The organism is Microbacterium memoriense, from assembly GCF_025398275.1.
GTDB lineage: Bacteria > Actinomycetota > Actinomycetes > Actinomycetales > Microbacteriaceae > Microbacterium > Microbacterium memoriense.
Genome location: NZ_JAODOR010000008.1, coordinates 125,399 through 149,196, shown reverse-complemented (window position 1 = coordinate 149,196; position 23,798 = coordinate 125,399). Strand labels below are relative to the sequence as shown.

Here is a 23,798-nt window from a genome sequence, read left to right as displayed (position 1 = left end):
CGCAAGGAGGTCCTGTGGACACGACGTGGGTGCTGGTCGACGGTGAGAACATCGATGCGACGCTGGGGGGCTCGATCCTCGGTCGCCGTCCGCAACCCGATGAGCGTCCGCGGTGGGATCGCATCCTCACTTTTCTGCAGGATCGGTGGAATCAGCCCACCCGCGGCCTCTTCTTCCTGAACGCCAGCACGAACCTGCCGATGTCGTTCGTGCAGGCGCTGCTGGCGCTCGGATACCAGCCCATTCCGCTGTCGGGGGAGACGGACGAAAAGGTCGTCGACATCGCCATCCAGCGAACGCTCACGGCGCTCGCCGAGCGCGACGGCGACGTCGTCCTGGTCAGCCACGACCGGGACTTCGTCACCGAGGTGGCTGCGCTCACCGGCACGCGCCGGGTCGGCATCCTCGGGTTCGAAGAGTTCCGCAGCTCCGAATACAGCCACCTTCCGGGGCTGGAGTTCTTCGACCTCGAATACGACGCCGGCGCATTCGACGCAGCGTTGCCGCGCGTCCGCGTCATCCCGATCGACGAGTTCGACCCCGCGCAGTTCCTGCGCTGACGATCTGAGGAGACCCGTGCCTGATACCGACCGTGCCCGCGCCCACGCCGAAGACCTTGCCGACTTCGTCGCCGCATCGCCGTCGAGCTTCCACGCCGCCGCCGAGGTCGCCCGTCGCCTGGTGGATGCCGGGTTCGCCGCTCTCGACGAGACCGAGGCCTGGCCTGCACAGCCCGGATCGAAGCACCTTGTCGTTCGGGACGGCGCCGTGATCGCATGGGTCGTTCCTGCTGGCGCCTCCGCGGACACCGCGTTCCAGATCTTCGGTGCGCACAGCGACTCCCCGGCGTTCAAGCTCAAGCCGCGGCCCACCACGGGCCGGCTCGGCTGGCTGCAGGCCGGGGTCGAGATCTACGGTGGGCCGCTTCTGAACTCGTGGCTCGATCGCGAGCTCCGCCTCGCCGGTCGGCTCGTGCTCGACGACGGCACGGCGGTCCTCGCGGCGACCGGCCCGCTGCTGCGTCTCCCGCAACTGGCCATCCACCTCGACCGCGAGGCGAATGATCACCTGGCGCTGCACAAGCAGACCCAGACCCAGCCGGTGTGGGGACTCGGCGAAGCCGCATCGGCCGACCTGCTCGGCGAGCTCGCGGGCGTGGCCGGCGTGGATGCCGCCCGCATCCGCGGTTACGACATCGTGACCGCCGACGCCGCGCGCGGCGCGATTTTCGGCAAAGACGACGTCTTCTTCGCCAGTGGCCGGCTCGACGATCTCGCGTCGGTGCACGCGGGCGTGGTGGCGCTGCTGGCACACGAAGCCGCCGATCGGATCGCGATGCTGGCCGTGTTCGATCATGAGGAGGTCGGCTCCGGGACGCGCTCGGGCGCCGCGGGACCCTTCCTGGCCGACGTGATCGAGCGGGTGCAGCTCTCGCTCGGGGCCGGCCGTGAGGAGCAGTTGCGCGCGCTCGCGGCCTCATGGTGCGTCTCGAGTGACGTCGGGCACTCCGTGCATCCGAACTATGCCGACAAGCACGACCCCGTCGTCCAACCGGTGCTCGGCAGCGGCCCGATCCTCAAGATCAACGCGAACCAGCGCTACGCGACGGACGGTGCCGGCGCCGCCGCGTGGCACGGCTGGTGCGCGGATGCCGGGGTCACCTCGCAGGAGTTCGTCTCGAACAACGCGGTGCCGTGCGGCTCGACCATCGGCCCGATCACCGCGACCCGGCTCGGGATCCGGACGGTCGACGTCGGCATCCCGATCCTGTCGATGCACTCGGCGCGCGAACTGGCCGGCACGAGCGATCTCCTCGACCTCAGCCGGGCCGCGGGAGCGTTCTTCGCCGGCTGACTCACTCTTGGGGTTCGCTGTGAGTCGGGCAGCATCCACCCTGACGGATATCGATCGACGTATCGTTGGGTATCGCTCGATATATCGTTGGAGGATTTCATGGGTACTTCATTCACGGACGGACGTTTTCCGGGCAAGGGTTTCGGACAGGCCTTCGGCGGCGCCTCCGCTGACGACCTGTGGAACACCCTGGGTCAGATCAAGGACGGTCTCGAGCAGAGTTTCGGCGACACGTTCAGTCAGTTCGGCCAGAAGGTCGGCACCCGTGCGCCGCGCGGTGACGTGCGCGCAGCCATCCTCTCGCTCCTCGTCGAGCAGCCGATGCACGGCTATCAGCTGATCCAGCAGATCGAAGAGCGCAGTGGTGGCGCGTGGAAGCCCAGCCCGGGCTCCGTCTACCCGACGCTGCAGATGCTCACCGACGAAGGCCTCATCCAGGTCGAAGAGTCCGGCGGCCGCAAGACCTACTCGCTGACCGTCGCGGGGCGTGCCGAAGCGGAGACCGCCGACCGCTCGTGGGCGACCTCGGAGCCGTCCGGCGCCACCGGGACCCCGCGCGGACACCGAGGTGGCGCGCCGCTGACGAAGTCCGGTGCCAACCTCGCCCAGGCGGCGATGCAGGTCGGACGCACCGGCACGCCCGAGCAGGTCGCCGAAGCGGTGTCGGTTCTCGACGACGCCCGGCGCAAGCTCTACGCGATCCTTGCCCAGGACTGAGCGGATGCCGGCGGAGCGCTCGCGCTACCGCCGGATCACCCGCTTCGCCCTGCGGTACATGCTGCAGGCGTGGTGGTACGAGCTGTTCCTTCCGCGCATCGGGTTGCGTCGCATCGCCGAGCGCACGCGTGCGCGGAGGCTCCGGCGCATCTCGCAGCGGTTCCACACCCTGGCCGTCGACCTCGGTGGACTGATGATCAAGGTCGGCCAGTTCCTGTCATCTCGGCTGGACATCCTGCCCCCCGAAGTCACCGCGGAACTCGAGAAACTCCAGGACGAGGTGCCCGCGGTTCCGTTCGCCGAGATTCGTGCCTCCGCCGAGGCGGAGCTCGGACTTCCCCTCGCCCGCGCATTCGCGTCGGTCGATGAGACCCCGGTCGCGGCCGCCTCGCTCGGGCAGGTGCACCGCGCCCGCCTGACGGCCGAAGACGCCGCACTCACCGGACTCGACGCGGTCGTGCTGAAGGTGCAGCGACCGGGCATCGATCGCATCGTCGACGTCGACCTCGCGGCGCTCCGCCGTGTCGCCGAGTGGCTGAGCCGTGTGCGTCTGGTCTCCGACCGAGTCGACATGCCGCTGCTCGTGGAGGAATTCGCGGCGACGAGCCTCGAGGAGATCGACTACCTGCGGGAGGCCGCGAACGCGGAGGGGTTCCGCGCGAATGTCGCCGACGGTGCGCGCGTGTCCGCACCCGAGATCGTGTGGGAGCGTTCGACGCGGCGCGTGTTGACTCTCCAGGACGTCACGGCGATCAAGATCAACGACGTCGACGCACTCCGTGCGGCGGGAATCGACCCGTCCGCCGTCGCGGCGGAGTTCGCGTCCGTGATGTTCGATCAGCTGTTCGCGGACGGCTTCTTCCACGCTGACCCGCATCCGGGAAACGTGTTCGTCACGCCGCACGCTGCGGATGCCGTCGGCCGCACGTGGACGCTGACCTTCATCGACTTCGGGATGATGGGGCAGATTCCCGCCGGGCTCCGCGCGGGACTCCGGAAGCTCGTGATCGCCGTGGCATCCCGCGATGGCGCCGGAATGGTCGCCGGGTTCGAGCAGGTCGGCGTGCTCTTGCCGTCGGCCGACAACATCGAACTCGAGCGTGCGCTCACGGTGCTGTTCCAGCGCTTCGGGGGCATGGGGTTCGCGGAACTGCAGAAGGTCGATCCGCGTGAGTTCCGCGGTTTCGCCGACGAGTTCGGCGAAACGATGCGCGCGCTGCCGTTCCAGTTACCCGAGAACTTCCTTCTCATCATCCGCGCGATGTCGCTCGTGTCGGGGCTGTGCAGTTCGCTCGACCCGCAGTTCAACATCTGGGAAGCGGTCGAACCCTATGCCCAGAAGCTTCTGCGGGAAGAGACCGGCAATGTCGTGGCGGACGTCGCCGGTCGAGTGGTGGATGCCGCGGGCACCGCTCTCCGCCTCCCCGGCCGCATCGACCGCACGCTCACGAAACTCGACGCGGGTCTCATCCAGGTCGCGAACCCGGGTGTCGAACGCCAACTCGAGCGGCTCGAACGGACGCTTCGCCGGGTCGTGTCGGCCGTCCTGTTCGTCGGGCTACTCGTCGGCGGCATCCTGTTGCTGGGCCCGGCATCCGTTCTCGGCGTCGCGCTGATGATCGTCTCGATCCTCCCGCTCCTGCATGCCCTGTTCGCCGGCGCCCCGCGGCGCCCCTCTGCGCACGCGAGGCGATCGCGGTAGAATCGATCGAGATATTGGTGCACCTACCTGCTTGCGGAGCAAGGCGGCACGTGAAAACGAGCTGACTACTTCGGAGGTCGTGCGTGAGCGAACCGTCACTGATCCGCCATACCGGCTGGGGTTATTTCCCCATCGCGGCGCTCGCGCGGTTGCCGTTCGCGATGATGGTCGTCGGGGTTTTGACCCTCGTCACCAACGCCACCGGATCGATCGCCCTCGCCGGGTTGACCTCCGCAGCGACCGGCGTCGGTGTCGTCGTGGCCGGTCCGCTCATCGGCGACCTGGTCGACCGGTTCGGGCAACGCACTGTGGTACTGCCGGTCGGGCTGGCGAACGGCATCCTGCTGGCACTCTTCCCCTTCGTCGTCATGAGTGATCCGCCCGGTGGCGTGATCCTTCTCGCGGCCGTGCTGGTCGGGCTCACCGCGCCGCAGGCGGCGGCCCTTTCGCGTACCCGGCTCGTCGGAATCACCCGCGATCGCATGTCGGATGACCGACGCGAGCGCACGATGTCGCGCGTGATGTCGTACGAGTCGGCCGTCGACGAGACCGCATTCATCATCGGTCCCGTGCTGGTCGGAGTGCTGGCGTCATTCGTCGCGCCGTGGGCGCCGATCGCAATGGCGGCCCTGCTCAGCTTCGCGTTCGTCACCGCGTTCGCGGTGCATCCGACGGCCACCATGACGACGGATCCCGCAGCCACCCGCGCACCGATCCGAGCGGTGCTGTCGGGACCCGTGCTGGTCGTCGTCGGCGCGACCTTCGGCGTCGGGCTCTTCTTCGGGGCGACGCTGACCTCGCTCACCGCCTTCGCACAGTCGGTCGGTCACGGCGAACAGTCGGGACTGCTCTACGGTCTGATGGGAATCGGCTCGGCGGTCTTGGCGCTCATGGTCATGCTGTTGCCCCCGCGGTTCCCGCTGACCCTGCGCTGGCTCGTGTTCAGCGGAATCCTCGTGCTCACCGCGTGGGGCTATGCCACCGCCGGTGACCTCGGGACCGTGATCGTCATGCTCTGCCTCATGGGGCTCGGCGTCGGGCCGACCCTGGTCACACTCTTCAGCCTCGCCGGCGACCGGAGCCCGGAGGGGCGGTCGGCGACAACGATGACCCTCGTGGGATCAGCGCTCACGCTCGCGCAGGCGATCGCCTCTGCCGTGACCGGCGCGCTCGCCGAGGCGACCTCGGCATCCGTTGCGATGCTGTTGCCCGTGGGGGCCGCGCTCCTGGTGCTCGCCCTCGGCGTGGTCAATGCGGTGGCCTCACGCCGTGCGCTCGCGACTCTCGCTTAGGCTGGATGCGTGAACAAAAGCAGCCTCTGGACCATCGTCGGCGTGATCGTTGCCATCGTCATCGCCTGGGTGCTGGTGAACGTGCTGTTCAGCGTGCTCGCCTTCTTCTTCAAGGCGCTGGTCGTCCTCGTCGTCGCCGTCGTCGTGTTCTTCGCGCTGCGGGCGGTCTTCGCCGGATCCGACGAGTAGGCCTCAGGCGAAGCGCACCCAGTTGGCGCCGCGGCCGGTCTCCGCGCGCTGGCGCAGGTCGAGGCTGTCGCCCGTCACGGCGTAGAGCGACACATCGGTCGACTGCTCGCCGGCGGCGACGAGCCACGCGCCGTCCGGGCTCACGGCGAATCCGCGGGGCTGCTCCTCTGTCACGACGAAGCTCTGCGCATCCGTGACCGAGCCGTCGGGGGCGACCGCGACCGGGGCCAGCGTCGAGGCGCTCCGCTCCGACGCCCACAGCACGTCGTCGCCGCTGAAGTGCAGGTCGGCGCCCCAGATCAGGTGCTCCGCGCGCGGGTCGGCGCCGAAGCGACTGTGCGTGAGGCCGGCGTTGGGGTCGACCGCGCTTGCGGAGCCTCGCGCGGTGAGGGTGCCGGCATCCACATCACGTGAGAAGTGCAGGACCTCGCCGGAGTACTCTGTCAGCACATACGCGGCGTCTTCGGAACCGTTCAGCACGATGTGACGCGCGCCCGAGCCGGTCGGCGCGGCGACCGTGGCCGGGGAGAGCGGGTCGAGGGTCAGATCGTCGGTGATGGCGTACTGCGCGATCACATCGTCGCCGAGCGAGACGAAGTAGGCGAATCGGCCGTCGGCGCTCGTGATGACCGAATGCAGATTCGGGAACGTGATCTGGGCGGTCGGCTCGCCGACGACACCGTCGGTCACGGGGGCGATGAATCCGTATCCGGCACCGTACGCAGCGCCCAGCAGCGCAGTGCCGCCGCGCGAGAGCGTCAGATAGTTCATGGCACCCTTCGGGAGATCCCGGCGCGAGACCGGGGTCAGCACACCGGTCTCGCGGTCGATCGAGAGGGTCAGGATGCCGGACTCGCCGCCGTTGTCGTCGGCCTTGACCGATGCGTGGATGAGGCCGAGCTCGACGTCGATCGCGAAGTTCGAGCACCCGGTGACCCCGCCCGTGACGGCCACCCTCTCGAGGCTCCCATCCTGCAGTCGGAAGGTGCTGATGCTGCTGTCGCCGGAATTGGCGACGAAGACGAAGGAGGAGTCGGTCATGCTTCGATCGTAGGCGCGGACGGGTACCGGTGGCGCGTCTCGGTCGCCGTGCAGCACGTAGTCTCGAAGGGACGGAAGGAGCCACCCATGGCCCGCATCCTGCTCATCGGCGGTCACGGAAAGGTCGCGCTCCTGCTGGAGCCGCTTCTGGCCGCGGCCGGTCATCACGTCACGGCGGTGATCCGCAATCGGGATCACGAGGCCGAGGTCGCCGCGACCGGCGCGACACCGCTCGTCGCTGACATCGAAACCTTCGACCTCGATCAGTTCACGAACCTCGTGAGCGGTAACGACGTCGTGATCTGGTCGGCCGGCGCCGGCGGGGGAGCCCCCGAACGCACGTACGCGGTCGATCGGGATGCCGCCATCCGATCGATCGACGCGGCCGCTGCCACCGGCGTCTCGCGGTACGTGATGGTGTCGTACTTCGGTGCGGGGCCGGACCACGGTGTCGATCCGGACAACTCCTTCTTCGCGTATGCCGAAGCGAAGGCCGCGGCCGATGCGCACCTGCGTGCGAGCGCGCTGGACTGGACGATTCTCGCGCCGTCCGCGCTCACGCTCGACGAGCCGACCGGCGCCATCGATGTCGACGCACGTGAGTCGGCTTCGGTGTCCCGCGCCGACGTCGCCGCCGTCATCGCGGCAGCCGTCGAGGAACCCGCCACGATCCGCCGCACGATCCGGTTCAACGCGGGGTCTGTTCCCATCACCGCGGCGTTGCACGCGTGACGCGGACGATCGTCCTCACCGGCGCGAGCGACGGCATCGGTGCTGCCGCGGCGCGGCAGTTGCACGCGGCGGGGGAGAACGTCGTCGTCGTCGGACGCGATCCGGGTAAGACCCGCGCCGTCGCCGAGAGCATCGATGCTGACGCGCACGTGGCCGATTTCGCCGACCTCGCGCAGGTGCGCTCCCTCGCCGCGACCCTCCTCGAGCGCTACCCGCGGATCGACGTGCTGGCCAACAACGCCGGCGGGATCTTCGGTGCTCGCACGGTCACGGCCGACGGGTTCGAGCTGACCTTTCAGGTCGATCACCTTGCGCCGTTTTTGCTCACGCATCTGCTCACGGAGCGATTGATCGCGAATCGCGCATCGGTGATCCAGACGTCCAGCGTCGCAGCGCAGCGTTTCTCGCGTTTCGACATCGACGACCTGCAGGGCGAACGCGACTACTCGGCCAGCGCGGCGTACGGCAATGCGAAGCTCGCGAACGTGCTGTTCACGAAAGAGCTGCAGCGTCGCTTCGGTGGCCAGGGACTCTCCGCCGTCGCGTTCCATCCGGGCGCGATCGCGTCGAGCTTCGCGTCGGCCTCGACCGGAATGTGGCGCTGGATGTACACGAATCCGCTCGTGAGCCGGCTCCTCACCGGCACCGAGGTCGGTGGCGGGCGACTGGCCTGGCTTGCGCTCGGCGCGCCCGGCGTCGACTGGACGCCGGGGGAGTACTACGCGAAGAACAAAGTCGCAAAGACATCGCCGCTCGCCGACGACACGGAGCTCGCGCGGGACCTGTGGGAACGCAGTACTCGGATGCTGGGGATCGACGCGTAACGAGCGCTGTCAGAGAATCTGGCCGATCGGTTCGCGCTTTTCGGCCTGGAAGCGATCCTCCGTGCGGCCGCGCGCCCAGTAGCCCGAGAGCGAGACCTGGCCGCGGTCGAGCCCGCGCTGGTCGAACAGGACGCGCCGCAGTGCCTTCATCGACTCGCGCTCACCGTGTGCGAACACCTGCACGACACCGGCGGGCCAGTCGAACTGAGCGAGGACCGAAGCCAGTGTCTCGGCCTTATGGGTGGGGTCGACCACCCACTCGATCTCCACGCCCGCCGGGGCCTCGACCGGGATGATGGCGGTATCGGAGGAGACCTCCACGAACACATGACCCACGGCATCCGTCGGCAGCGCGGCCAGCGTCGCGGCGATCGCCGGAAGCGCCGACAGGTCACCGAGGAACAGATGCCAGTCCGCCTCAGCATCGGGGCGATACCCGCCGCCCGGCCCCATCAGGCCGATGAGGTCGCCCGGGCGGGCACCGGCCGCCCACGGCCCCGCGAGGCCTTCGTCGCCGTGCACGACGAAGTCGATGTCGAGTGTGCGGGCCTCGTGGTCGACGCGGCGCACCGTGTACGTGCGGGTGACGGGCACGGCATCGGCGCCGGTGAACTTCAGCTTGACGTATTTGTCTGTCTCGGGCCGGTCCTCGAACTCACCGAACCCGGCGCCGCCGAGCGTGACGCGCACGAGGTCCGGGCTCAGTTGCGCCGTCGCGACCACCTCCCACTCGATCGTGGGGCGGGGCGGGCGGAGAGCAGTGCGCGAAGAAAGGGCCACCTCTCCACGGTAGTCGCCAGAACGGGCGGGGGGCTGATCTGCGGGCGTAGCCTGAGAGGGTGCCCGCTGCCTCCGTTTCACCCCCGACCGCACGCGCACACCTCGAGCGAATCGCGGCCGAGGGTGGTCCGATCGGCGACACGCGGGGGTTCCCGATGCCGGCAGATCCGCGCGCCGCGGCTGTGCTCATCCTGTTCGGTGTCCTCGACGACCTCCCGAGCGATCATGTGGCCTCCGCGGTGTCCCGCGATCTCGACGTGCTGCTCCTCGCCCGCGCGACGACGCTGCGCTCGCACCCCGGGCAGGTGGCTTTTCCCGGGGGGCGGCTGGATCCCGGCGATGACGGCCCGACCGGTGCGGCACTTCGTGAAGCTCGCGAAGAGACGGGGCTCGACCTCGCCGGTGTCGATGTGCTCGGCGCCCTCGACCCGGTGCCGCTCGAGTACTCCGGCCACGTCGTGACCCCCGTTCTCGGATGGTGGCGGCATCCGTCTGCCGTGGGGGTCGTGGATGAGGCCGAATCCGCCGCCGTCTTCCGCGCACCCGTCGCCGATCTTCTCGACCCCGCGCACCGCGGGGTCACCGTCATCCGGCGGGATGGACGCGAGTGGCGGGGCCCGGGGTTCGTCGTCGACCATCCGACGGGTGTCCATCTGGTCTGGGGTTTCACCGCTGTGCTGCTCGACGGATTGTTCACCCGCCTCGGATGGACCGAGCCCTGGGACCGCACGCGCGAACTCCCGATCCCGTAGCCCGGGCGAGGAGCGCGCGTCGACCTGAGGTAGGATCGTCCCTTGGAAGTGTGTCCGAGCGGCCTAAGGAGCATGGCTGGAATCCATGTAGGCGGGGTAACTCGTCTCGCAGGTTCAAATCCTGTCACTTCCGCCACAGAGAAAGCCCCGACTTCGCGGTCGGGGCTTTTTCGCGTCTCGCGGGAATGACAGCGCTATCCCGGTCGTTGTGCCGCGTGGCCCCCGCATCCAGATCGATACATCGCATCACTCGGCATTCGCCGTCCCCCAGGAGATACACGTGAGTTCCACCCCGACCGGCGCGACAGCGCGCAAAAAGAAGCCCTTCTACCGCTCGTTCGGATTCCAGATCACGCTCGCGCTGATTCTCGGCGTCGTGCTGGGCGTGCTCGCGCTCAATCTGGGCACGGACGCGGAAGGCAACCCCAACGGGCTGACCGCGACACTGTCGACGATCGGCAACGGCTACGTCACGCTGCTGAAGGCTGCCGTGATTCCGCTCGTCTTCCTCGCGATCGTCGCGAGCATCACCCAGTTGCGCCGGGTCACCAACGCCGCGCGGCTGGCCGGCCAGACCCTGCTGTGGTTCGGGATCACCGCGCTGATCGCCGTGACGATCGGCATCATCCTCGGGGTGACGATCCAGCCCGGCAATCGTGTCGATCACAGCGACCTGACCGCCGGTGACCCCTACGCGGTAGGCACCTGGTGGAACTTCCTGAAGGGCCTCATCCCGCAGAACTTCCTCGGCCTGACCGTGTCGAGCTCCGCCGATGCGGCCACCGGCGCAGTCACCTCGAGCGTCGGATTCAACGTCCTCCAGGTCATCGTGGTCTCGGTCGCCGTCGGGATCGCGGCGCTCAAGCTCGGAAAGCGCGCCGAGCCCTTCATCTCGGTCACCGAATCACTTCTGAAGGTCGTCCAGCGGGTGCTCTGGTGGATCATCCGGATCGCCCCGATCGGCACCCTCGGGCTCATCGGTTCGGCGGTCGTCTCGTACGGCACCGACAAGCTCCTCACGCTCGTCTGGTTCGTCGTGGCGGTGTATGTCGGACTCGTGCTCGTGCTGTTCGTCGTCTACCCGATTCTGATCAAGGCCAACGGGCTGTCGGTCCGCCAGTACTTCTCGGGCGTTTGGCCGGCGGTTCAGCTCGCCTTCGTGTCGCGCTCGTCGATCGGTACCTTGCCGCTGACGCAGCGGGTCACCGAGCGCAACCTCGGCGTGCCGCGGGAATACGCGTCGTTCGCGGTGCCGCTCGGTGCGACGACGAAGATGGATGGCTGCGCCGCGATCTACCCCGCGATCGCCGCGATCTTCGTCGCCCAGTTCTTCGGCGTCGAGCTCAACATCATCTCGTACGTGCTGATCGTGCTCGTCTCGGTCGTGGGCTCGGCCGCGACCGCCGGAACGACCGGCGCGACCGTCATGCTCACCCTGACGCTGTCGACACTGGGTCTTCCGCTGGAGGGCGTGGGTCTCCTCCTCGCGATCGACCCGATCCTCGACATGGGCCGTACGGCGGTCAACGTCGCGGGACAGGCGCTGGTTCCCACGATCGTGGCCAAGCGGGAGGGGATCCTCGACGAGGCGCTCTACAACGCACGGCGTGACGGAGAGCCGTTCGCGGACGACTCGGACGACGCCGTCGAGGATGGCGCATCGCCGTCAGCGGAGCCCGTGCGCGCGTGACACCGCGACGAAGCCCCACTCCCGTCCTCGGGGGTGGGGCTTCGTCGTGTCCGATCAGCGGGCGGATGCCGGTGTGCTCACGACGTGCTCCGCGAACGCCGAACCGGGGCGCACGACCAGGGAACGGGGGCGCAGCGCTGAGGCGACGCGCGCCCGTCCGGAGACCGCGGCACGCATGCCCTCGCGAATGGCCGCCGCATCCCCACGGACATCGCCGACAGCTGGCGCAGGGGCCGGCGAGTAGCTCACGTGCTCGACGGCTGCGACGAGTCTGCGCGTCTCGTCACGCGGCGCATCCGCGGACGCGACGAGCCGCGCGCCGAACGCCCGCGGTGTCTCAGCGGACGTGACGTCCACGCCGAGATCGATCGCGGCATCCTGGACGTACCGCCACCCGGCGCCGACATTACCCCGGCCTGCTCGGCGCAGGAGCAGTCCGCGCCGGAGAGCCCCCGCCGCCGCCGGAGCCAGGAGCACGATCAGTACGATCCCGAGGACGGTGGCGGCCGGCCGCGGGTCGAACGCGGGGCCGGTGATGGCGCCGGCCTGCGTGTCGGTGTCGCGGTCGGCCGCGTTCGGTGCGGCCGTGGCGGAGGAAGTGGCGGTCGGTGTCGGGGTCGGGGCTCCCACATCCGTGCCCCCGTCGTCAGTGGGAGCCGACGCGGCAGGGACGAACCGCGTCTGCGTGCCGAGGCTCTTGGTCGGTTCGAACTGCACCCATCCGATCCCGCTGAAGTAGACCTCTGGCCACGCGTGCAGCTGCGCGGTCGACGCCTCCGCGACGCGCATGCCGTCGATCGATTCACCCGTGAAACCTCCGGGCAGGAACCCCACGGCGATGCGCGTCGGCATGTCGAGAGAGCGGGCCATGAGCGCGAAGGCGCCGGCGAAGTGCACGCAGTAGCCCTCCCTCTGCTCGAGGAACTGTGCGACAGCCTCGGCACTGCTCCCGTCGAAGCCGTCCGCCACGGGGGCCGTCAGCGAGTACCTGAACTCGGGGCCGCGGAACCAGTCCTGCAGCGCGATGAGCCGGTCGTAGTCGGTCGTCGCGCCGGCGGTCACTTGTGCGGCAAGCTCGCCGACGACCGGCGGCGTGCCTTCCGGGAGCGATTGCAGGTCGATGCGCGACTCGGTGATCTCGGTCTCGGCCGCACGGATCTGCTCGAGGGTCGGACGGGGGACGTGCGTGATGACCTCGTACTGCTGACCCTGCGCGTTGCTTTCGCCCGTCTGGACCGTCCGGCTGTACGGGACCGACCGCCACAGCCCCTCGAGGCCGTTCACGCCGACGGCCGGAAACGAGACCGGCAGATACGCCGAGGACAGCTGGTCGATCGAGACGAACGTGCGGTATTCGGTCAGGCGCACGCCCTCGTCGACGGCGACGGGGGCCAGCGGCGCCTCTTCGAGCGGCACCGAACGGAGGCGGTCCGGCATCCACACCGCGCCATCGAAAACCGACAACGTCGCCACGCGCAGGTACGGCGGTGTCGGGGAGTCGCTGTAGGTCGACAGGACGGGCACATCGGAGCGTTGCCGCAGATCATCGCCGAGGTCGAGGCTGGGATCGATACTCGCGATCAGCCCGCCGGCGCCGGCAGTCGCGGGCGGAGGGGGGAGCGCGGGTGCCGCAACGAGCGCGGCGACGATCGCGACCGCGCCGATCGCGACGGCGACCGGTGTGACGCCGGCCGCACGGCCACCGGTGGCGGGCGCTTCGCGTGTGCGGGTGTCGGCACGGATCAGGAAGAGAAGGGATGCCGCGAGCACGGCGAACGCGATCACATCGACGCCCGAGGGGACGGCGATCGCGGGCACGAGCCACACCGCGACGAGCGCGATCCCGGCCAGCAGCGGCATCCGTGCGGTCAAGACGACGTGGTCCAGGGCAATCGTGAGGAGCCCGAGCGAGGCGACGACCAGGAAGTTCAGGCCTGCGCTGGCCGGCAGGGGCGCGGCCCCGAGGAGAATCTCGTTCGACGCGGACTGAACGAGCAGTCGCGCCGCATCGAACGCGCCGCCGGTCGGGATGACACCGAGGAGCGACTGCGACGGGAAGGCGACCAGGGTGATGACAGCGACCCAGACGGCGAGCTCGACCCCACTCACCGCGACCGCCGGCACCCGTCGCCGCCGGAGCAGATAACCGACGGTCAGCAGGACGGCCGGCATCGCTCCGGCTCCCACGACCCACAGTCCGGGCGAGATCACCGAGTACAGCGGGATCACCATGGCCTGCAGTGCCAGCCACAGGGCGATCGTCACGCGCAGCGCGCCCGGCCGGGCGCCGGGGCGGCCGTCAGCCGCCGACACGGCTGGTCCCTCGATCGACGACGGAGCGCCAGGCCTGGGTCAGATCGTCGTCCGGACCGATGCCGGCCGCACGCCAGCCCGCGTCGGACGCACGGGCGAGCGCCGTGCCGTGCGGGGCGACCGCGAGCAGAATCGGCAGGGAACTGTGGTGGGCCAGCGGGCCGAGGAGCGCGGCATCCGCTTCGTCGAGGATGCCCGTGACGACCACGAGCGGGCCGGTCATCGTGCCGGCGAACAGCCGGACCGTGGCATCGAGCGAAGCCTGCCCGTGGGTGACGATCGTGGCGAGCGACATCGCGAGATGGAGGGCGCCGGCCATATCGCCGCTGTCGATCGGTGCGCACAGCTCCGCGCCGTCGACCTCGAGCACCGAAACCCGATACCCCTCCGCGACGAATCGCGCGACGGCGGACACGGCCGCGCTGACGGCCGCTTCGAAACCGGGGTCCGCGCCCGGAGCGCGGGCGGCGCTCTGGTCCCACCGGCGCACGGCGCGATCGAAGATCACGGTCGCCTCAGGGGCGGTCTCCTGCTCCTCCTGCCGCACCATCAACTCGTCGCGATGGGCGCTCGCCCGCCAGTGGATGCGGCGCATCGAATCGCCCGGCGTGTAATGGCGGGGGACGAGGTTGTCGGCGCCCTGACCCAGCTGGTGCGTGGCGGTGTGCATGCTGCCGCCGGCTTCGCCGGGGAGATCTGCGAGGGCGCCGAGGTCGACGATGACCGGCGCGACCGTGAGTGCGACCGTGCCGCCGACGGCATGGCGGCGTCGAGCGAATCCGAACGGATCGGTCGACGTGATCGTGAGCGGCCCGAATCGGCGCACGCCACGGCGCTCGGCGCGCACCTGGTACGTGATCTCCACGCCGTTGCGTTCCGTGCGCATGCCGGAGGCGACCGCCGGGAAATCTCCCGTGGCGTCCCCGGAGATGCCCCGGGGCAGGGTGTCTGTCCACCGGCCCTGCGCGATCGGCAGGGGAGAGCGGATGGCGACCCGTGCGCGCACGTCGACGTCGCTTCCGACCGCCACGACATCGGGGGAGAAGGACCGTGACACGGTTTCGGTGCGCCTGACGAGATGGAGCGTGGCCACGCTCGCGATGACGACCGCGGCCAACAGCACGCCGACGTAGATCAGCTCGGTGAGGCGGAACTCGTGTGCCAGCACGAAGCACAGCAGGCTCAGCAACGCTGCGCCCGTGCCCCGGACTGTCAGCGGCCAGCGTGTCATCGGAGGATCAGCGCGTAGCGAGAGGCACGCGGACGGAGCCGGCGATCGACTGCACGATCCCGGCAACCGTGTCGCCCGCGCTGTGTCCGCGTGATGCTGCCGAGGTGCGGGCCGGGATCAGTCGGTGCGCGAAGACGGGTTGCAGGAGGGTGACGAGATCATCGGGAATGACGAAGTTCCGGCCATCCAGCGCGGCCCAGACCTTCGCGGCCCGGACGAGCTGCAGCGTCGCGCGCGGACTCGCCCCCAGTCGCAGCTCGGGGTGCTGCCGGGTCGCGCGGGCGAGGGAGACGGCATACTCCTCGACCGCGGGGGAGACATGGACCATCCGCGCCCACTCGATGAGGGCGCGCACCTGACTCGCGTCGGCGACCGGTGAGAGCGCATCGAGCGGATTGACGGCATCCCGCTGCCGCAGCATGAGGGCTTCGTCGGCGGCTTCCGGATACCCCATCGAGATGCGCATCATGAATCGGTCACGCTGCGCTTCGGGCAGCGCGTAGGTGCCCTCCATCTCGAGGGGGTTCTGGGTCGCGACGACCAAGAACGGATCGGGCAGAAGGTGGCTCGTGCCGTCGACCGTGACTTGCCCTTCCTCCATCGCTTCGAGGAGCGCCGACTGGGTCTTCGGCGATGAGCGGTTGATCTCGTCCGCGATGACGATGTGCGCGAAGATCGCGCCCGGCTTGAACTCGAATTCCCGATCGACGGGGTTGTAGACGCTGACGCCGGTCACGTCGCCGGGTAGCAGGTCGGGCGTGAACTGGATGCGGCGCACGGTCGCCTCGATGGATGCCGCGAGCGCTCGCGCGAGCATCGTCTTGCCGACGCCGGGAACGTCCTCGATGAGGAGGTGGCCTTCGGCGAGGAGGCACACGAGGGCTGCCCGCACGGCGGCCGGTTTGCCGTCGATCACTCGCGAGACCGACGCCGCGATCGCGTCGGTGGACTCGGCGAAGCTGGTGGCATCTACAGCGGGGGCGTTGGTCGTCAAGTCCGGCATGCGGCTCCCTGCAGATCGGGATCGGCGGTGGACGCGGCGGTGCGGCCCCGAACCGAGCCTAGCCCGGGCGGGAAGGCCGGGGCTGGGAGTCGGCTAGACTTGTGGCGGCTCTCCGCGAGACGGCACCCAGGCCAACTCCCCCAGGACGGAAACGTAGCAAGGGTAACCGGGCTCTGCCGGGTTCGCGGAGAGTCTTACTTTTCCCCCGGGGATGACGGCGTCTGCGGGGAAGACAGCGCGAACGGCCCATCGAGCACGGCCCACTGCAGCAGCATGATCGTCTTCGCATCCTGGATACGCCCGTCGCGGATCATCGCCAGTGCCTCCTCGATGCCGAGATCGAGGAGTTCGATGTGCTCGCCCTCGTCGGCAAGACCACCGCGATGGGTCGTGAGTGCGGACCCGTCGTAGGGCGCGGCGAAGAAGTGGATGCGCTCGGTCACCGAGCCCGGACTCATATAGACGTCCCACACGTGGGTGAGCTCGCCGACGTCGACACCGGTCTCTTCCTGGGCTTCACGGCGGATGGCGGTGATCGGGTCGTCGTCGTCGAGGAGGCCCGCGGCGGTTTCCAGCAGCATCCCGTCGGGGTGGCCGTTGACGTAGACGGGATAGCGGAACTGACGCGTGAGCAGAACGCGGCGGCGTTCGGGGTCGTACAGCAGGATCGTCGCGCCGTTTCCGCGGTCGTAGGTCTCGCGCTGCTGCGTCTGCCAGGTGCCGTCCGGCGCCCGGACCTCGAGGGTCGTGCGGCGCAGGACATGCCAGGCGGCGGCGACCACCTCGACATCGGTCACCCGGACGTCGGGGTTGCCGTCGAGGCCCAGTCCGGTGCGATGGAGCCCCGTGCGCCCACGCTGATCGGGAACAACGGCTCCGGGCTGCAACACGCTGTCTGGCATGATCCCGAGCGTAACCCCGCCGCGTGGGCCGTCGGGTTTTCTCTGGGGTGGATCCTGGCCGGGCTGTGCGGCCAGACCATAGGGTTGGCAGCGTGGCTCAGAGCATCTACATCACATCCGCGGAAGGCCTTTCCGGCAAGTCCACGATCGTGCTGGGGGTGATCGATGCACTGACGCGCGTGACACCGAGGGTCGGTGTGTTCCGTGCCATCGCGCGCTCGACCGCGGAGCGCGATTATGTGCTCGAGATGCTGCTCGACCATATCGACGTCGATCTGGATTACGAGGAGTGCGTCGGGGTCACGTACGACGACGTCCGTCGCGATCAGGATGCCGCACTCTCCACGATCGTGGAGCGCTACAAGGCGGTCGAAGCCAAGTGCGACGCCGTCGTCATCGTCGGCAGCGATTTCACCGACGTCGGCTCGATGACCGAACTCGGCTACAACGCCCGAATCGCGGCGAATCTCGGCGCCCCCGTGCTACTCGTCCTGAACGGGCGTGCGAGCGAAGGCGACCGACTCGGCGTCTCGATCCCGCGTACGCCCCACGAGCTCGGTCAACTCACGGCCCAGGCCGTCACCGAGCTCCAGCATCACCGCGCAGAACTGTTCGCCGTCATCACCAACCGTGCCGATCCCGTCACGCTGTCGGAGATCAATGCGGAGATCGCCCGCACGGTCGCCGATGTGCCGGCAGTGGACGGCACGCGCGAATCCGCCGTGGGCGTGTGGTCGATCCCCGAGGACATCTACCTGGTCGCTCCCGCCGTCCGCGACGTCATGCTGAGCCTCGGCGGCACGCTCCTGCGTGGCGATGAGGCTCTCCTGACCCGCGAAGTCGTCGATGTCGTCGTGGCCGGAATGTCGCTGAACAACGTGCTGGCCCGTCTCGAGGAAGGGGCGATCGTGATCGTCCCGGCCGACCGCACCGAGGTGCTCCTGGGGCTCTTGCTCGCGAACTCGTCCGGCACCTTCCCGTCGATCTCCGGAATCATCCTCAACGGCCCGTTCCCTCTGCCGGGTGCCGTGCAGAAGCTCATGGCGGGCCTGGATTCGTCGTTGCCGATCGTTCAGACCGACCTCGACACGTTCGACACCGCGGTCCGGGTCATGGGGACCCGCGGCCGGCTGGCCGCCGGGTCGCAACGCCGATACGACACGGCGCTCGCGCTTTTCGAGCAGAATGTCGACACGGAAGAGCTGACCACTGCGCTCGGTCTCGCGCATTCGAGCGCGGTCACTCCGCTCATGTTCGAGTATCAGCTGCTCGAACGTGCGCGTACGGGACGCAAACGCATCGTCCTGCCCGAGGGAAGCGACGACCGGGTTCTGCGCGCCGCGGCTACGGTGCTGGCCCGCGGCATCGCCGACCTCACGATCCTGGGGGAGGAGGCCGACGTCCGCGGACGCGCGGTCGAGTTGGGCCTGGACATCAGCGCCGCCCACGTGCTGAGCCCGTTCGATCCGGCCACGGTCGACCGCTTCGCGAAAGAGTATGCGCTGCTCCGCGCACACAAGGGCGTCACGTACGAGAAAGCCGCCGACACCGTCACCGACGTGTCGTATTTCGGCACGATGATGGTCCACCTGGGCCTCGCCGATGGCATGGTGTCGGGTGCGGCGCACACGACGGCGCACACCATCCGTCCGGCGTTCGAAATCATCAAGACGAAGCCCGGGGTGTCGGTCGTCTCGAGCGTTTTCCTCATGGCGCTCGCCGACCGGGTGCTGGTTTACGGCGACTGCGCCGTGGTGCCTGATCCGTCCGCGGAGCAGTTGGCCGACATCGCGGTGTCCTCCGCGGCGACGGCCGCGCAGTTCGGGATCGACCCGCGCGTGGCGATGCTGTCGTACTCGACGGGGGAGTCGGGTTCGGGCGAAGACGTCGACAAGGTACGCGCGGCCACGGCTCTCGTCCGCGAGCGCGCCCCCGAGCTGCTCGTCGAAGGCCCCATCCAATACGACGCGGCCGCCGATGCGGCCGTGGCGAAGGCGAAGATGCCCGACTCCGCGGTGGCGGGGCGGGCCACCGTCTTCGTCTTCCCCGACCTCAACACCGGCAACAACACCTACAAAGCCGTGCAGCGCTCCGCCGGGGCCGTCGCGATGGGGCCGGTGCTCCAGGGTCTCAACAAGCCCATCAACGACCTCTCCCGCGGCGCACTCGTCGAAGACATCGTCAACACGATCGCCATCACCGCGATCCAGGCCCAGGCCGAAGGAGCAGCATCCGCATGACCGTCGTGCTCGTGATCAACAGTGGGTCGTCCTCGTTCAAATACCAGCTGGTCGACGTCGAAGACCAGCGGGCTCTCGCCTCGGGTCTCGTGGAGCGGATCGGGGATCCCGCCGGCGGCATCGCGACGCACAAGGTCGGCGACGCCAAGCACGCGCGTGAGCTCCCGATCCCCGATCACACGGCGGGATTCGCCGTCATGCTCGAGGCGTTCGCCGAGCACGGCCCGTCGCTGTCGGAGCACCCCCCCGATCGCGGTGGGTCACCGCGTCGTCCAGGGCGGTGCCCGCTTCTTCGAACCCACGCTCATCACGCGTCTCGTCGAGATCAACATCGACGAACTGTCCGCCCTCGCCCCGCTCCACAACCCCGGTGCGCTGCAGGGCATCAAGGCGGCACGCGCGGACTTCTCCCAGATCCCGCACGTCGCCGTCTTCGACACGGCGTTCCACCAGAGCATGCCCGAAGCGGCATACACCTACGCCATCGACAAGGCGATCGCGGAGAAGCATCGCATCCGCCGCTACGGCTTCCACGGCACGAGCCACAAATTCGTCAGCGAGGAAGCCGCCCGATTCGTCGGGAAGGACCTCGGCTCCCTCCGCCAGATCGTCCTGCACCTCGGGAACGGAGCGTCCGCCGCGGCGATCGAGGGGGGTCTTTCCGTGGACACCTCGATGGGGCTCACCCCTCTGCAGGGCCTCGTCATGGGCACCCGCTCGGGCGACATCGATCCATCGGCGCTCCTCGTCCTCGCCCAGCGCGAGCACTGGACCCCGTTCGAGGTCGACGAGTTCCTCAACAAGAGGTCGGGGATGCTCGGCCTCGCCGGAGCATCGGACATGCGCGACATCGAGGAGCGCTACGAGGCGGGCGACCCGGACGCCGTCGTCGCGTTCGACGTGTACGCCCACCGACTCCGCGCGTACATCGGCGCCTACCTCGGGCAGCTCGGCGGTGTAGACGTCATCTCCTTCACCGCCGGCGTGGGCGAGAACTCACCGCTCGTGCGCGCGACGGCCCTGCGGACCTTCGGCTTCGCGGGCATCGAGATCGATCCCGAGCGCAACCAGACGCGGAGCCCGGGCATCCGCGTCATCTCCACCGACGCCTCCCCGGTGACCGTCCTCGTCGTCCCCACCAACGAGGAGCTGGAGATCGCCCGGCAGACCCTGCAGGTCGCCCGGCCGCGCTGAGCATCCCGACCCACCCTGCCTGGGAGTTCGTCATGCACCGGAAACAGGGTGCGCACTACGCTGGGACGGTGACAGCCGAAACGCTTCCTGACCTGTCCGCCTACGACGGGGTCCTGTTCGATCTGGACGGGGTCCTCACACCGACCGCCGAAGTGCATATGCACGCGTGGCAGACGATGTTCACCGAGCTGTTCGCCGCGTGGGGCATCGAGCCGGCGTACACCGACGAGGACTATTTCCGGTACCTCGACGGGAAACAGCGCTACGACGGCGTCGCCAGCCTGCTGCGCTCGCGCGACGTCGAAGTTCCGTGGGGTGATCCCTCCGATGACCCGGCCGCCGACACCGTCTGCGGTATCGGCAACCGCAAGAATGCCGTGTTCTCCCGCGTGCTGCGCACCGACGGCATCGCGCCCTATCCGGGTTCCCTGGCGCTGGTCGACCGCCTGATCGCCCTCGGCGTGCCGATCGGCGTCGTCTCAAGCTCGAAAAACGCCGAAGAAGTGCTGACCGTCGCCGGCATCCGCGACCGCTTCCCGGTCGTGATGGACGGCGTGGTCGCCGCGCGCGAAGGCCTGCGGTCCAAGCCCGAGCCGGACATGTTCGCCGTGGGCGCGCGGATGCTGGGCGTGGACCCCGCCCGCAGCGCCGCCGTCGAAGACGCGCACTCCGGTGTCGCCTCGGCATCCGCCGCCGGCTTCGCGCTGGTCGTCGGCGTCGATCGTGGCGCGGGCGCGCAGGCGCTCCTCGACCTCGGCGCACACGTCGTCGTGGACGACCTCGGTGCATTCATGGAGGAGAAGTGATGGATCGCGACCGTTTCCCGATCGACCCCTGGCGTCTCGTCGAGAAGAGGTTCAGCCTCGACGACGCCGGCGTCACCGAAACGCTTTTCTCCGTCGGCAACGGATACCTCGGACTCCGCGGAAACCAGCCCGAGGGCCGCCACGAGCACGAGCACGGCACGTTCATCAACGGGTTCCACGAGACGTTCCCGATTCGGCACGCTGAGCAGGCTTATGGGTTCGCCGAGGTCGGCCAGACGATCGTCAACGCCCCGGACGCGAAGATCATGCGGGTGTACGTCGACGACGAACCGCTGTCGTTCGATGTCGCCGACGTCCGCGAGTACGAGCGCGTGCTCGATATGCGCACGGGCGTCTTGACCCGGCACGTGCGCTGGACGACACCGAGCGGCAAAGACGTCCTCATCGACTTCGAACGGATGGTCTCGTTCGAAGACAAGCACCTGGCCGTGCAGCGCGTCTCGGTGACGGTGATCGGCGCGGATGCCGCAGTCGCGATCAGCTGTCAGATGATCAATCGCCAGGACGGCGAGGATGTCTACGGCGGTGCCGCGCCCGGTCGCGCCCGGAAGGCAGGGTTCGACCCGCGACGCGCGGAGAAGATCGATGAGCGGGTGCTCCACTCCGAGGAATACTGGCAGGACGGGCAACGCTCGGCGCTGGCGTATCGAGTTGCGGCGTCCGGGATGACGCTGTCGGTCGTCGCGGATCACGTCATCGAGACCGAGAACGACTACTCGGCGCGCACCTCGATCGACCCCGACATCGCCAAGAACGTCTTCCGCGTGCAGGCGAAAGCGGGTGTTCCGACCACGGTCACGAAGGTCGTGGCCTATCACACGTCGCGCGGTGTCCCCGGGCGCGAGCTCGTCGACCGCGGACGCCGGGCACTGGACCGGGTGGCGGCCGAGGGCGCGCAGGTGCAGTTCGACCGGCAGACCGAATGGATGGCGGCCTTCTGGGACCGATCCGACATCGTCATCCAGGGCCATGATGACCTCCAGCAGGCGACGCGCTGGTGCCTCTTGCAGTTGGCGCAGGCTGCCGCGCGCGCCGATGGGCAAGGTGTCCCCGCGAAGGGGGTGTCGGGCTCGGGCTACAGCGGACACTACTTCTGGGACACCGAGATCTACGTGCTGCCGTTCCTCATGTACACGACGCCGCAGTGGGCCCGCAACGCGCTGCGGATGCGGTACCTCATGCTCCCCGCAGGGCGGAAGCGCGCCGCACAGCTCAACGAGGCCGGAGCGCTGTTCCCGTGGCGCACGATCAACGGTGAAGAGGCGTCGGCCTATTACGCCGCCGGTACCGCGCAGTACCACATCAACGCTGACGTCAGCTTTGCGCTCGCGAAGTACGTGCGGGCGACCGGTGACATCGATTTCCTCCACCGGGAGGGCGTCGACATCGCCGTCGAGACAGCGCGGCTGTGGTCGACGCTCGGATTCTGGCGCTTCTCCGAGTCGGGCGACATGGAGAGCTTCCACATCCACGGCGTGACGGGGCCGGACGAGTACACGACGGTCGTCAACGACAATCTGTTCACGAATGTGATGGCGCGCTTCAACCTGCGTTTTGCTGCGCGGGTCGTCCGCGAAATGGCCGAGACGGTGCCGGAGGCGTACGCCCTGATGGTCGACCGTCTGGGTCTTGGCGAGGCCGAAGCCGACGGGTGGGAAGCAGCCGGCGAGGCCATGCACATTCCCTACAGCGATGCCCTCGGCATCCACCCACAGGACGCGATCTTCCTCGAACGTGAAGTCTGGGACCTCGATTCGACCCCGCCTGAGCATCGGCCCCTGCTGCTGCACTTCCACCCGCTTGTGATCTACCGCTACCAGGTGCTCAAGCAGGCTGATGTGGTGCTCGCGCTGTTCTTGCAGGGCAACCACTTCACCGACGAGGAAAAACTGGCCGACTTCGAGTACTACGACCCGCTCACCACGGGCGACTCGACGCTGTCCGCCGTCGTGCAGTCGATTCTGGCGGCGGAGGTCGGATACCAGGACCTCGCTCTGGAGTACTTCGCTCAGTCGATCTTCGTCGACCTGGGTGATCTGCATCACAACGCTGCGGACGGCGTGCACGTCGCCTCGGCGGGTGGCGTGTGGACCGCGCTCGTGTCGGGCTTCGGCGGTATGCGGGACCACTTCGGCGAGCTCACGTTCGACCCGCGCTTGCCGGCCGATTGGCCCTCGTTGTCGTTCACGCTTCACTGGCACGGGACGCAATTGCGCATCACGGTGACCGCCGGCACCCTCGAGGTCGTCGCCTCACCGGGCGAGCCGGTGAGCTTCATGGTCCGGGGTGCGTCGTACGTTGTGGCCGGCGGAGAGACGGTCACGGTGCGCCTGCACGGGCAGGGACCCGTGCTGCACGGCCGCCCGACGCTCGAGGATCTCGGCGAGTCGCTCCGCGAGGACGGCACGCTGCTGTCCGCCTCGGTGCCGGCGATGACGACTTCGATCCCGGTGATCACCGGCAGCATGCCGATCATCAGCGGGGACGACGGAAACCTCGGTATCGACACCTGACG

19 protein-coding genes, 1 tRNA gene, 1 other RNA gene and 1 pseudogene are annotated in these 23,798 nt (G+C 68.7%); 16 read left to right on the top strand and 6 right to left on the bottom strand.

Annotation, left to right across the window (positions count from 1 at the left end):
• The first annotated feature begins 14 nt into the window (after positions 1–14).
• From N4R40_RS07140 to N4R40_RS07115, 6 genes are all read left to right on the top strand, one after another.
• Complete coding sequence (locus N4R40_RS07140; protein WP_261606667.1) at positions 15–560, top strand: NYN domain-containing protein; 546 nt, start codon at positions 15–17, stop codon at positions 558–560.
• A 16-nt stretch (positions 561–576) separates the two neighbouring features.
• Positions 577–1,854: a M18 family aminopeptidase gene (locus tag N4R40_RS07135; protein WP_261606666.1), complete on the top strand. Its 1,278-nt coding sequence runs from the start codon at positions 577–579 to the stop codon at positions 1,852–1,854.
• Positions 1,855–1,953: 99 nt separating this feature from the next.
• On the top strand, positions 1,954–2,571 hold the full coding sequence (locus N4R40_RS07130; protein WP_261606665.1) for a PadR family transcriptional regulator: 618 nt from the start codon (positions 1,954–1,956) through the stop codon (positions 2,569–2,571).
• 4 nt (positions 2,572–2,575) lie between these two features.
• Entirely contained in the window at positions 2,576–4,273 is a 1,698-nt protein-coding gene (locus N4R40_RS07125; RefSeq protein ID WP_261606664.1) for an ABC1 kinase family protein, read from the top strand.
• 83 nt (positions 4,274–4,356) lie between these two features.
• Entirely contained in the window at positions 4,357–5,565 is a 1,209-nt protein-coding gene (locus tag N4R40_RS07120) for an MFS transporter (protein WP_261606663.1), read from the top strand.
• A gap of 9 nt (positions 5,566–5,574) precedes the next feature.
• Entirely contained in the window at positions 5,575–5,754 is a 180-nt protein-coding gene (locus tag N4R40_RS07115) for a hypothetical protein (RefSeq protein ID WP_261606662.1), read from the top strand.
• Between the two features lie 3 nt (positions 5,755–5,757).
• Here N4R40_RS07115 and N4R40_RS07110 read toward each other — a convergent pair whose 3' ends face one another.
• The gene (locus N4R40_RS07110; protein ID WP_261606661.1) at positions 5,758–6,795 is read right to left on the bottom strand and encodes a lactonase family protein; all 1,038 of its coding nucleotides are present in this window, start codon (positions 6,793–6,795) and stop codon (positions 5,758–5,760) included.
• A gap of 87 nt (positions 6,796–6,882) precedes the next feature.
• On the opposite strand from N4R40_RS07110, the gene N4R40_RS07105 reads away from it, so the two are divergent.
• Positions 6,883–7,527, top strand: a complete 645-nt coding sequence (locus N4R40_RS07105; protein ID WP_261606660.1) for an NAD(P)H-binding protein — start codon at positions 6,883–6,885, stop codon at positions 7,525–7,527.
• On the top strand, positions 7,524–8,351 hold the full coding sequence (locus N4R40_RS07100) for an SDR family NAD(P)-dependent oxidoreductase (RefSeq protein ID WP_261606659.1): 828 nt from the start codon (positions 7,524–7,526) through the stop codon (positions 8,349–8,351). The genes N4R40_RS07105 and N4R40_RS07100 overlap by 4 nt, the downstream gene beginning before the upstream one ends.
• 9 nt (positions 8,352–8,360) lie before the next feature.
• On the opposite strand, the gene N4R40_RS07095 is transcribed toward N4R40_RS07100, so the two are convergent.
• Positions 8,361–9,131: a siderophore-interacting protein gene (locus N4R40_RS07095; protein WP_261606658.1), complete on the bottom strand. Its 771-nt coding sequence runs from the start codon at positions 9,129–9,131 to the stop codon at positions 8,361–8,363.
• Between the two features lie 59 nt (positions 9,132–9,190).
• On the opposite strand from N4R40_RS07095, the gene N4R40_RS07090 reads away from it, so the two are divergent.
• The 3 genes from N4R40_RS07090 (at position 9,191) to N4R40_RS07080 (ending at position 11,573) form a co-directional block, all read left to right on the top strand.
• A complete protein-coding gene (locus N4R40_RS07090) occupies positions 9,191–9,883 on the top strand; it encodes an NUDIX hydrolase (RefSeq protein WP_407665843.1) in 693 nt (230 codons plus the stop codon).
• A 44-nt stretch (positions 9,884–9,927) separates the two neighbouring features.
• Positions 9,928–10,019 (top strand) — tRNA-Ser (locus N4R40_RS07085).
• A 144-nt stretch (positions 10,020–10,163) separates the two neighbouring features.
• Complete coding sequence (locus N4R40_RS07080; RefSeq protein ID WP_261606657.1) at positions 10,164–11,573, top strand: dicarboxylate/amino acid:cation symporter; 1,410 nt, start codon at positions 10,164–10,166, stop codon at positions 11,571–11,573.
• A 54-nt stretch (positions 11,574–11,627) separates the two neighbouring features.
• Here the strand turns inward: N4R40_RS07080 and N4R40_RS07075 are convergent, their stop codons facing one another.
• Genes N4R40_RS07075 through N4R40_RS07065 form a run of 3 tightly spaced genes read right to left on the bottom strand, consistent with a single transcriptional unit; the run spans position 11,628 to position 16,120 of the window.
• Positions 11,628–13,886 (bottom strand): transglutaminase TgpA family protein, encoded by a 2,259-nt coding sequence (locus N4R40_RS07075; protein WP_261606656.1) that lies wholly within the window; start codon positions 13,884–13,886, stop codon positions 11,628–11,630.
• A complete protein-coding gene (locus N4R40_RS07070; RefSeq protein WP_261606655.1) occupies positions 13,873–15,117 on the bottom strand; it encodes a DUF58 domain-containing protein in 1,245 nt (414 codons plus the stop codon). The genes N4R40_RS07075 and N4R40_RS07070 overlap by 14 nt, the downstream gene beginning before the upstream one ends.
• Positions 15,118–15,124: 7 nt before the next feature.
• On the bottom strand, positions 15,125–16,120 hold the full coding sequence (locus tag N4R40_RS07065) for an AAA family ATPase (protein ID WP_261606654.1): 996 nt from the start codon (positions 16,118–16,120) through the stop codon (positions 15,125–15,127).
• A 103-nt stretch (positions 16,121–16,223) separates the two neighbouring features.
• Between N4R40_RS07065 and ffs the strand changes: the two genes are divergently transcribed.
• An RNA gene (ffs, locus tag N4R40_RS07060) (signal recognition particle sRNA small type) lies at positions 16,224–16,320 on the top strand.
• Here ffs and N4R40_RS07055 read toward each other — a convergent pair.
• Positions 16,315–17,022, bottom strand: coding sequence for an NUDIX domain-containing protein (locus tag N4R40_RS07055; protein ID WP_261606653.1), 708 nt, complete (start codon positions 17,020–17,022; stop codon positions 16,315–16,317). The two genes, ffs and N4R40_RS07055, sit on opposite strands and share 6 nt — an antisense overlap.
• A gap of 92 nt (positions 17,023–17,114) precedes the next feature.
• On the opposite strand from N4R40_RS07055, the gene pta reads away from it, so the two are divergent.
• From pta to N4R40_RS07035, 4 genes and pseudogenes are all read left to right on the top strand, one after another.
• On the top strand, positions 17,115–19,262 hold the full coding sequence (gene pta, locus N4R40_RS07050; protein WP_261606652.1) for a phosphate acetyltransferase: 2,148 nt from the start codon (positions 17,115–17,117) through the stop codon (positions 19,260–19,262).
• Positions 19,259–20,456: pseudogene (locus N4R40_RS07045) on the top strand (acetate/propionate family kinase). Before pta ends, N4R40_RS07045 begins: the two are co-directional and overlap by 4 nt.
• 68 nt (positions 20,457–20,524) lie before the next feature.
• Positions 20,525–21,262: an HAD family hydrolase gene (locus N4R40_RS07040; protein WP_261606651.1), complete on the top strand. Its 738-nt coding sequence runs from the start codon at positions 20,525–20,527 to the stop codon at positions 21,260–21,262.
• A complete protein-coding gene (locus N4R40_RS07035; RefSeq protein ID WP_261606650.1) occupies positions 21,262–23,796 on the top strand; it encodes a glycoside hydrolase family 65 protein in 2,535 nt (844 codons plus the stop codon). The genes N4R40_RS07040 and N4R40_RS07035 overlap by 1 nt, the downstream gene beginning before the upstream one ends.
• Positions 23,797–23,798: the final 2 nt, after the last annotated feature.

Bases quoted from the DNA above. Each gene is read 5' to 3' on its own strand.
- N4R40_RS07130 (WP_261606665.1), top strand. From the start codon at position 1,954: ATGGGTACTTCATTCACGGACGGACGTTTTCCGGGCAAGGGTTTCGGA.
- N4R40_RS07125 (WP_261606664.1), top strand. From the start codon at position 2,576: ATGCCGGCGGAGCGCTCGCGCTACCGCCGGATCACCCGCTTCGCCCTG.
- N4R40_RS07110 (WP_261606661.1), bottom strand. From the start codon at position 6,795: ATGACCGACTCCTCCTTCGTCTTCGTCGCCAATTCCGGCGACAGCAGC.
- N4R40_RS07105 (WP_261606660.1), top strand. From the start codon at position 6,883: ATGGCCCGCATCCTGCTCATCGGCGGTCACGGAAAGGTCGCGCTCCTG.
- N4R40_RS07070 (WP_261606655.1), bottom strand. From the start codon at position 15,117: ATGACACGCTGGCCGCTGACAGTCCGGGGCACGGGCGCAGCGTTGCTG.
- N4R40_RS07065 (WP_261606654.1), bottom strand. From the start codon at position 16,120: ATGCCGGACTTGACGACCAACGCCCCCGCTGTAGATGCCACCAGCTTC.
- N4R40_RS07055 (WP_261606653.1), bottom strand. From the start codon at position 17,022: ATGCCAGACAGCGTGTTGCAGCCCGGAGCCGTTGTTCCCGATCAGCGT.
- N4R40_RS07035 (WP_261606650.1), top strand. From the start codon at position 21,262: ATGGATCGCGACCGTTTCCCGATCGACCCCTGGCGTCTCGTCGAGAAG.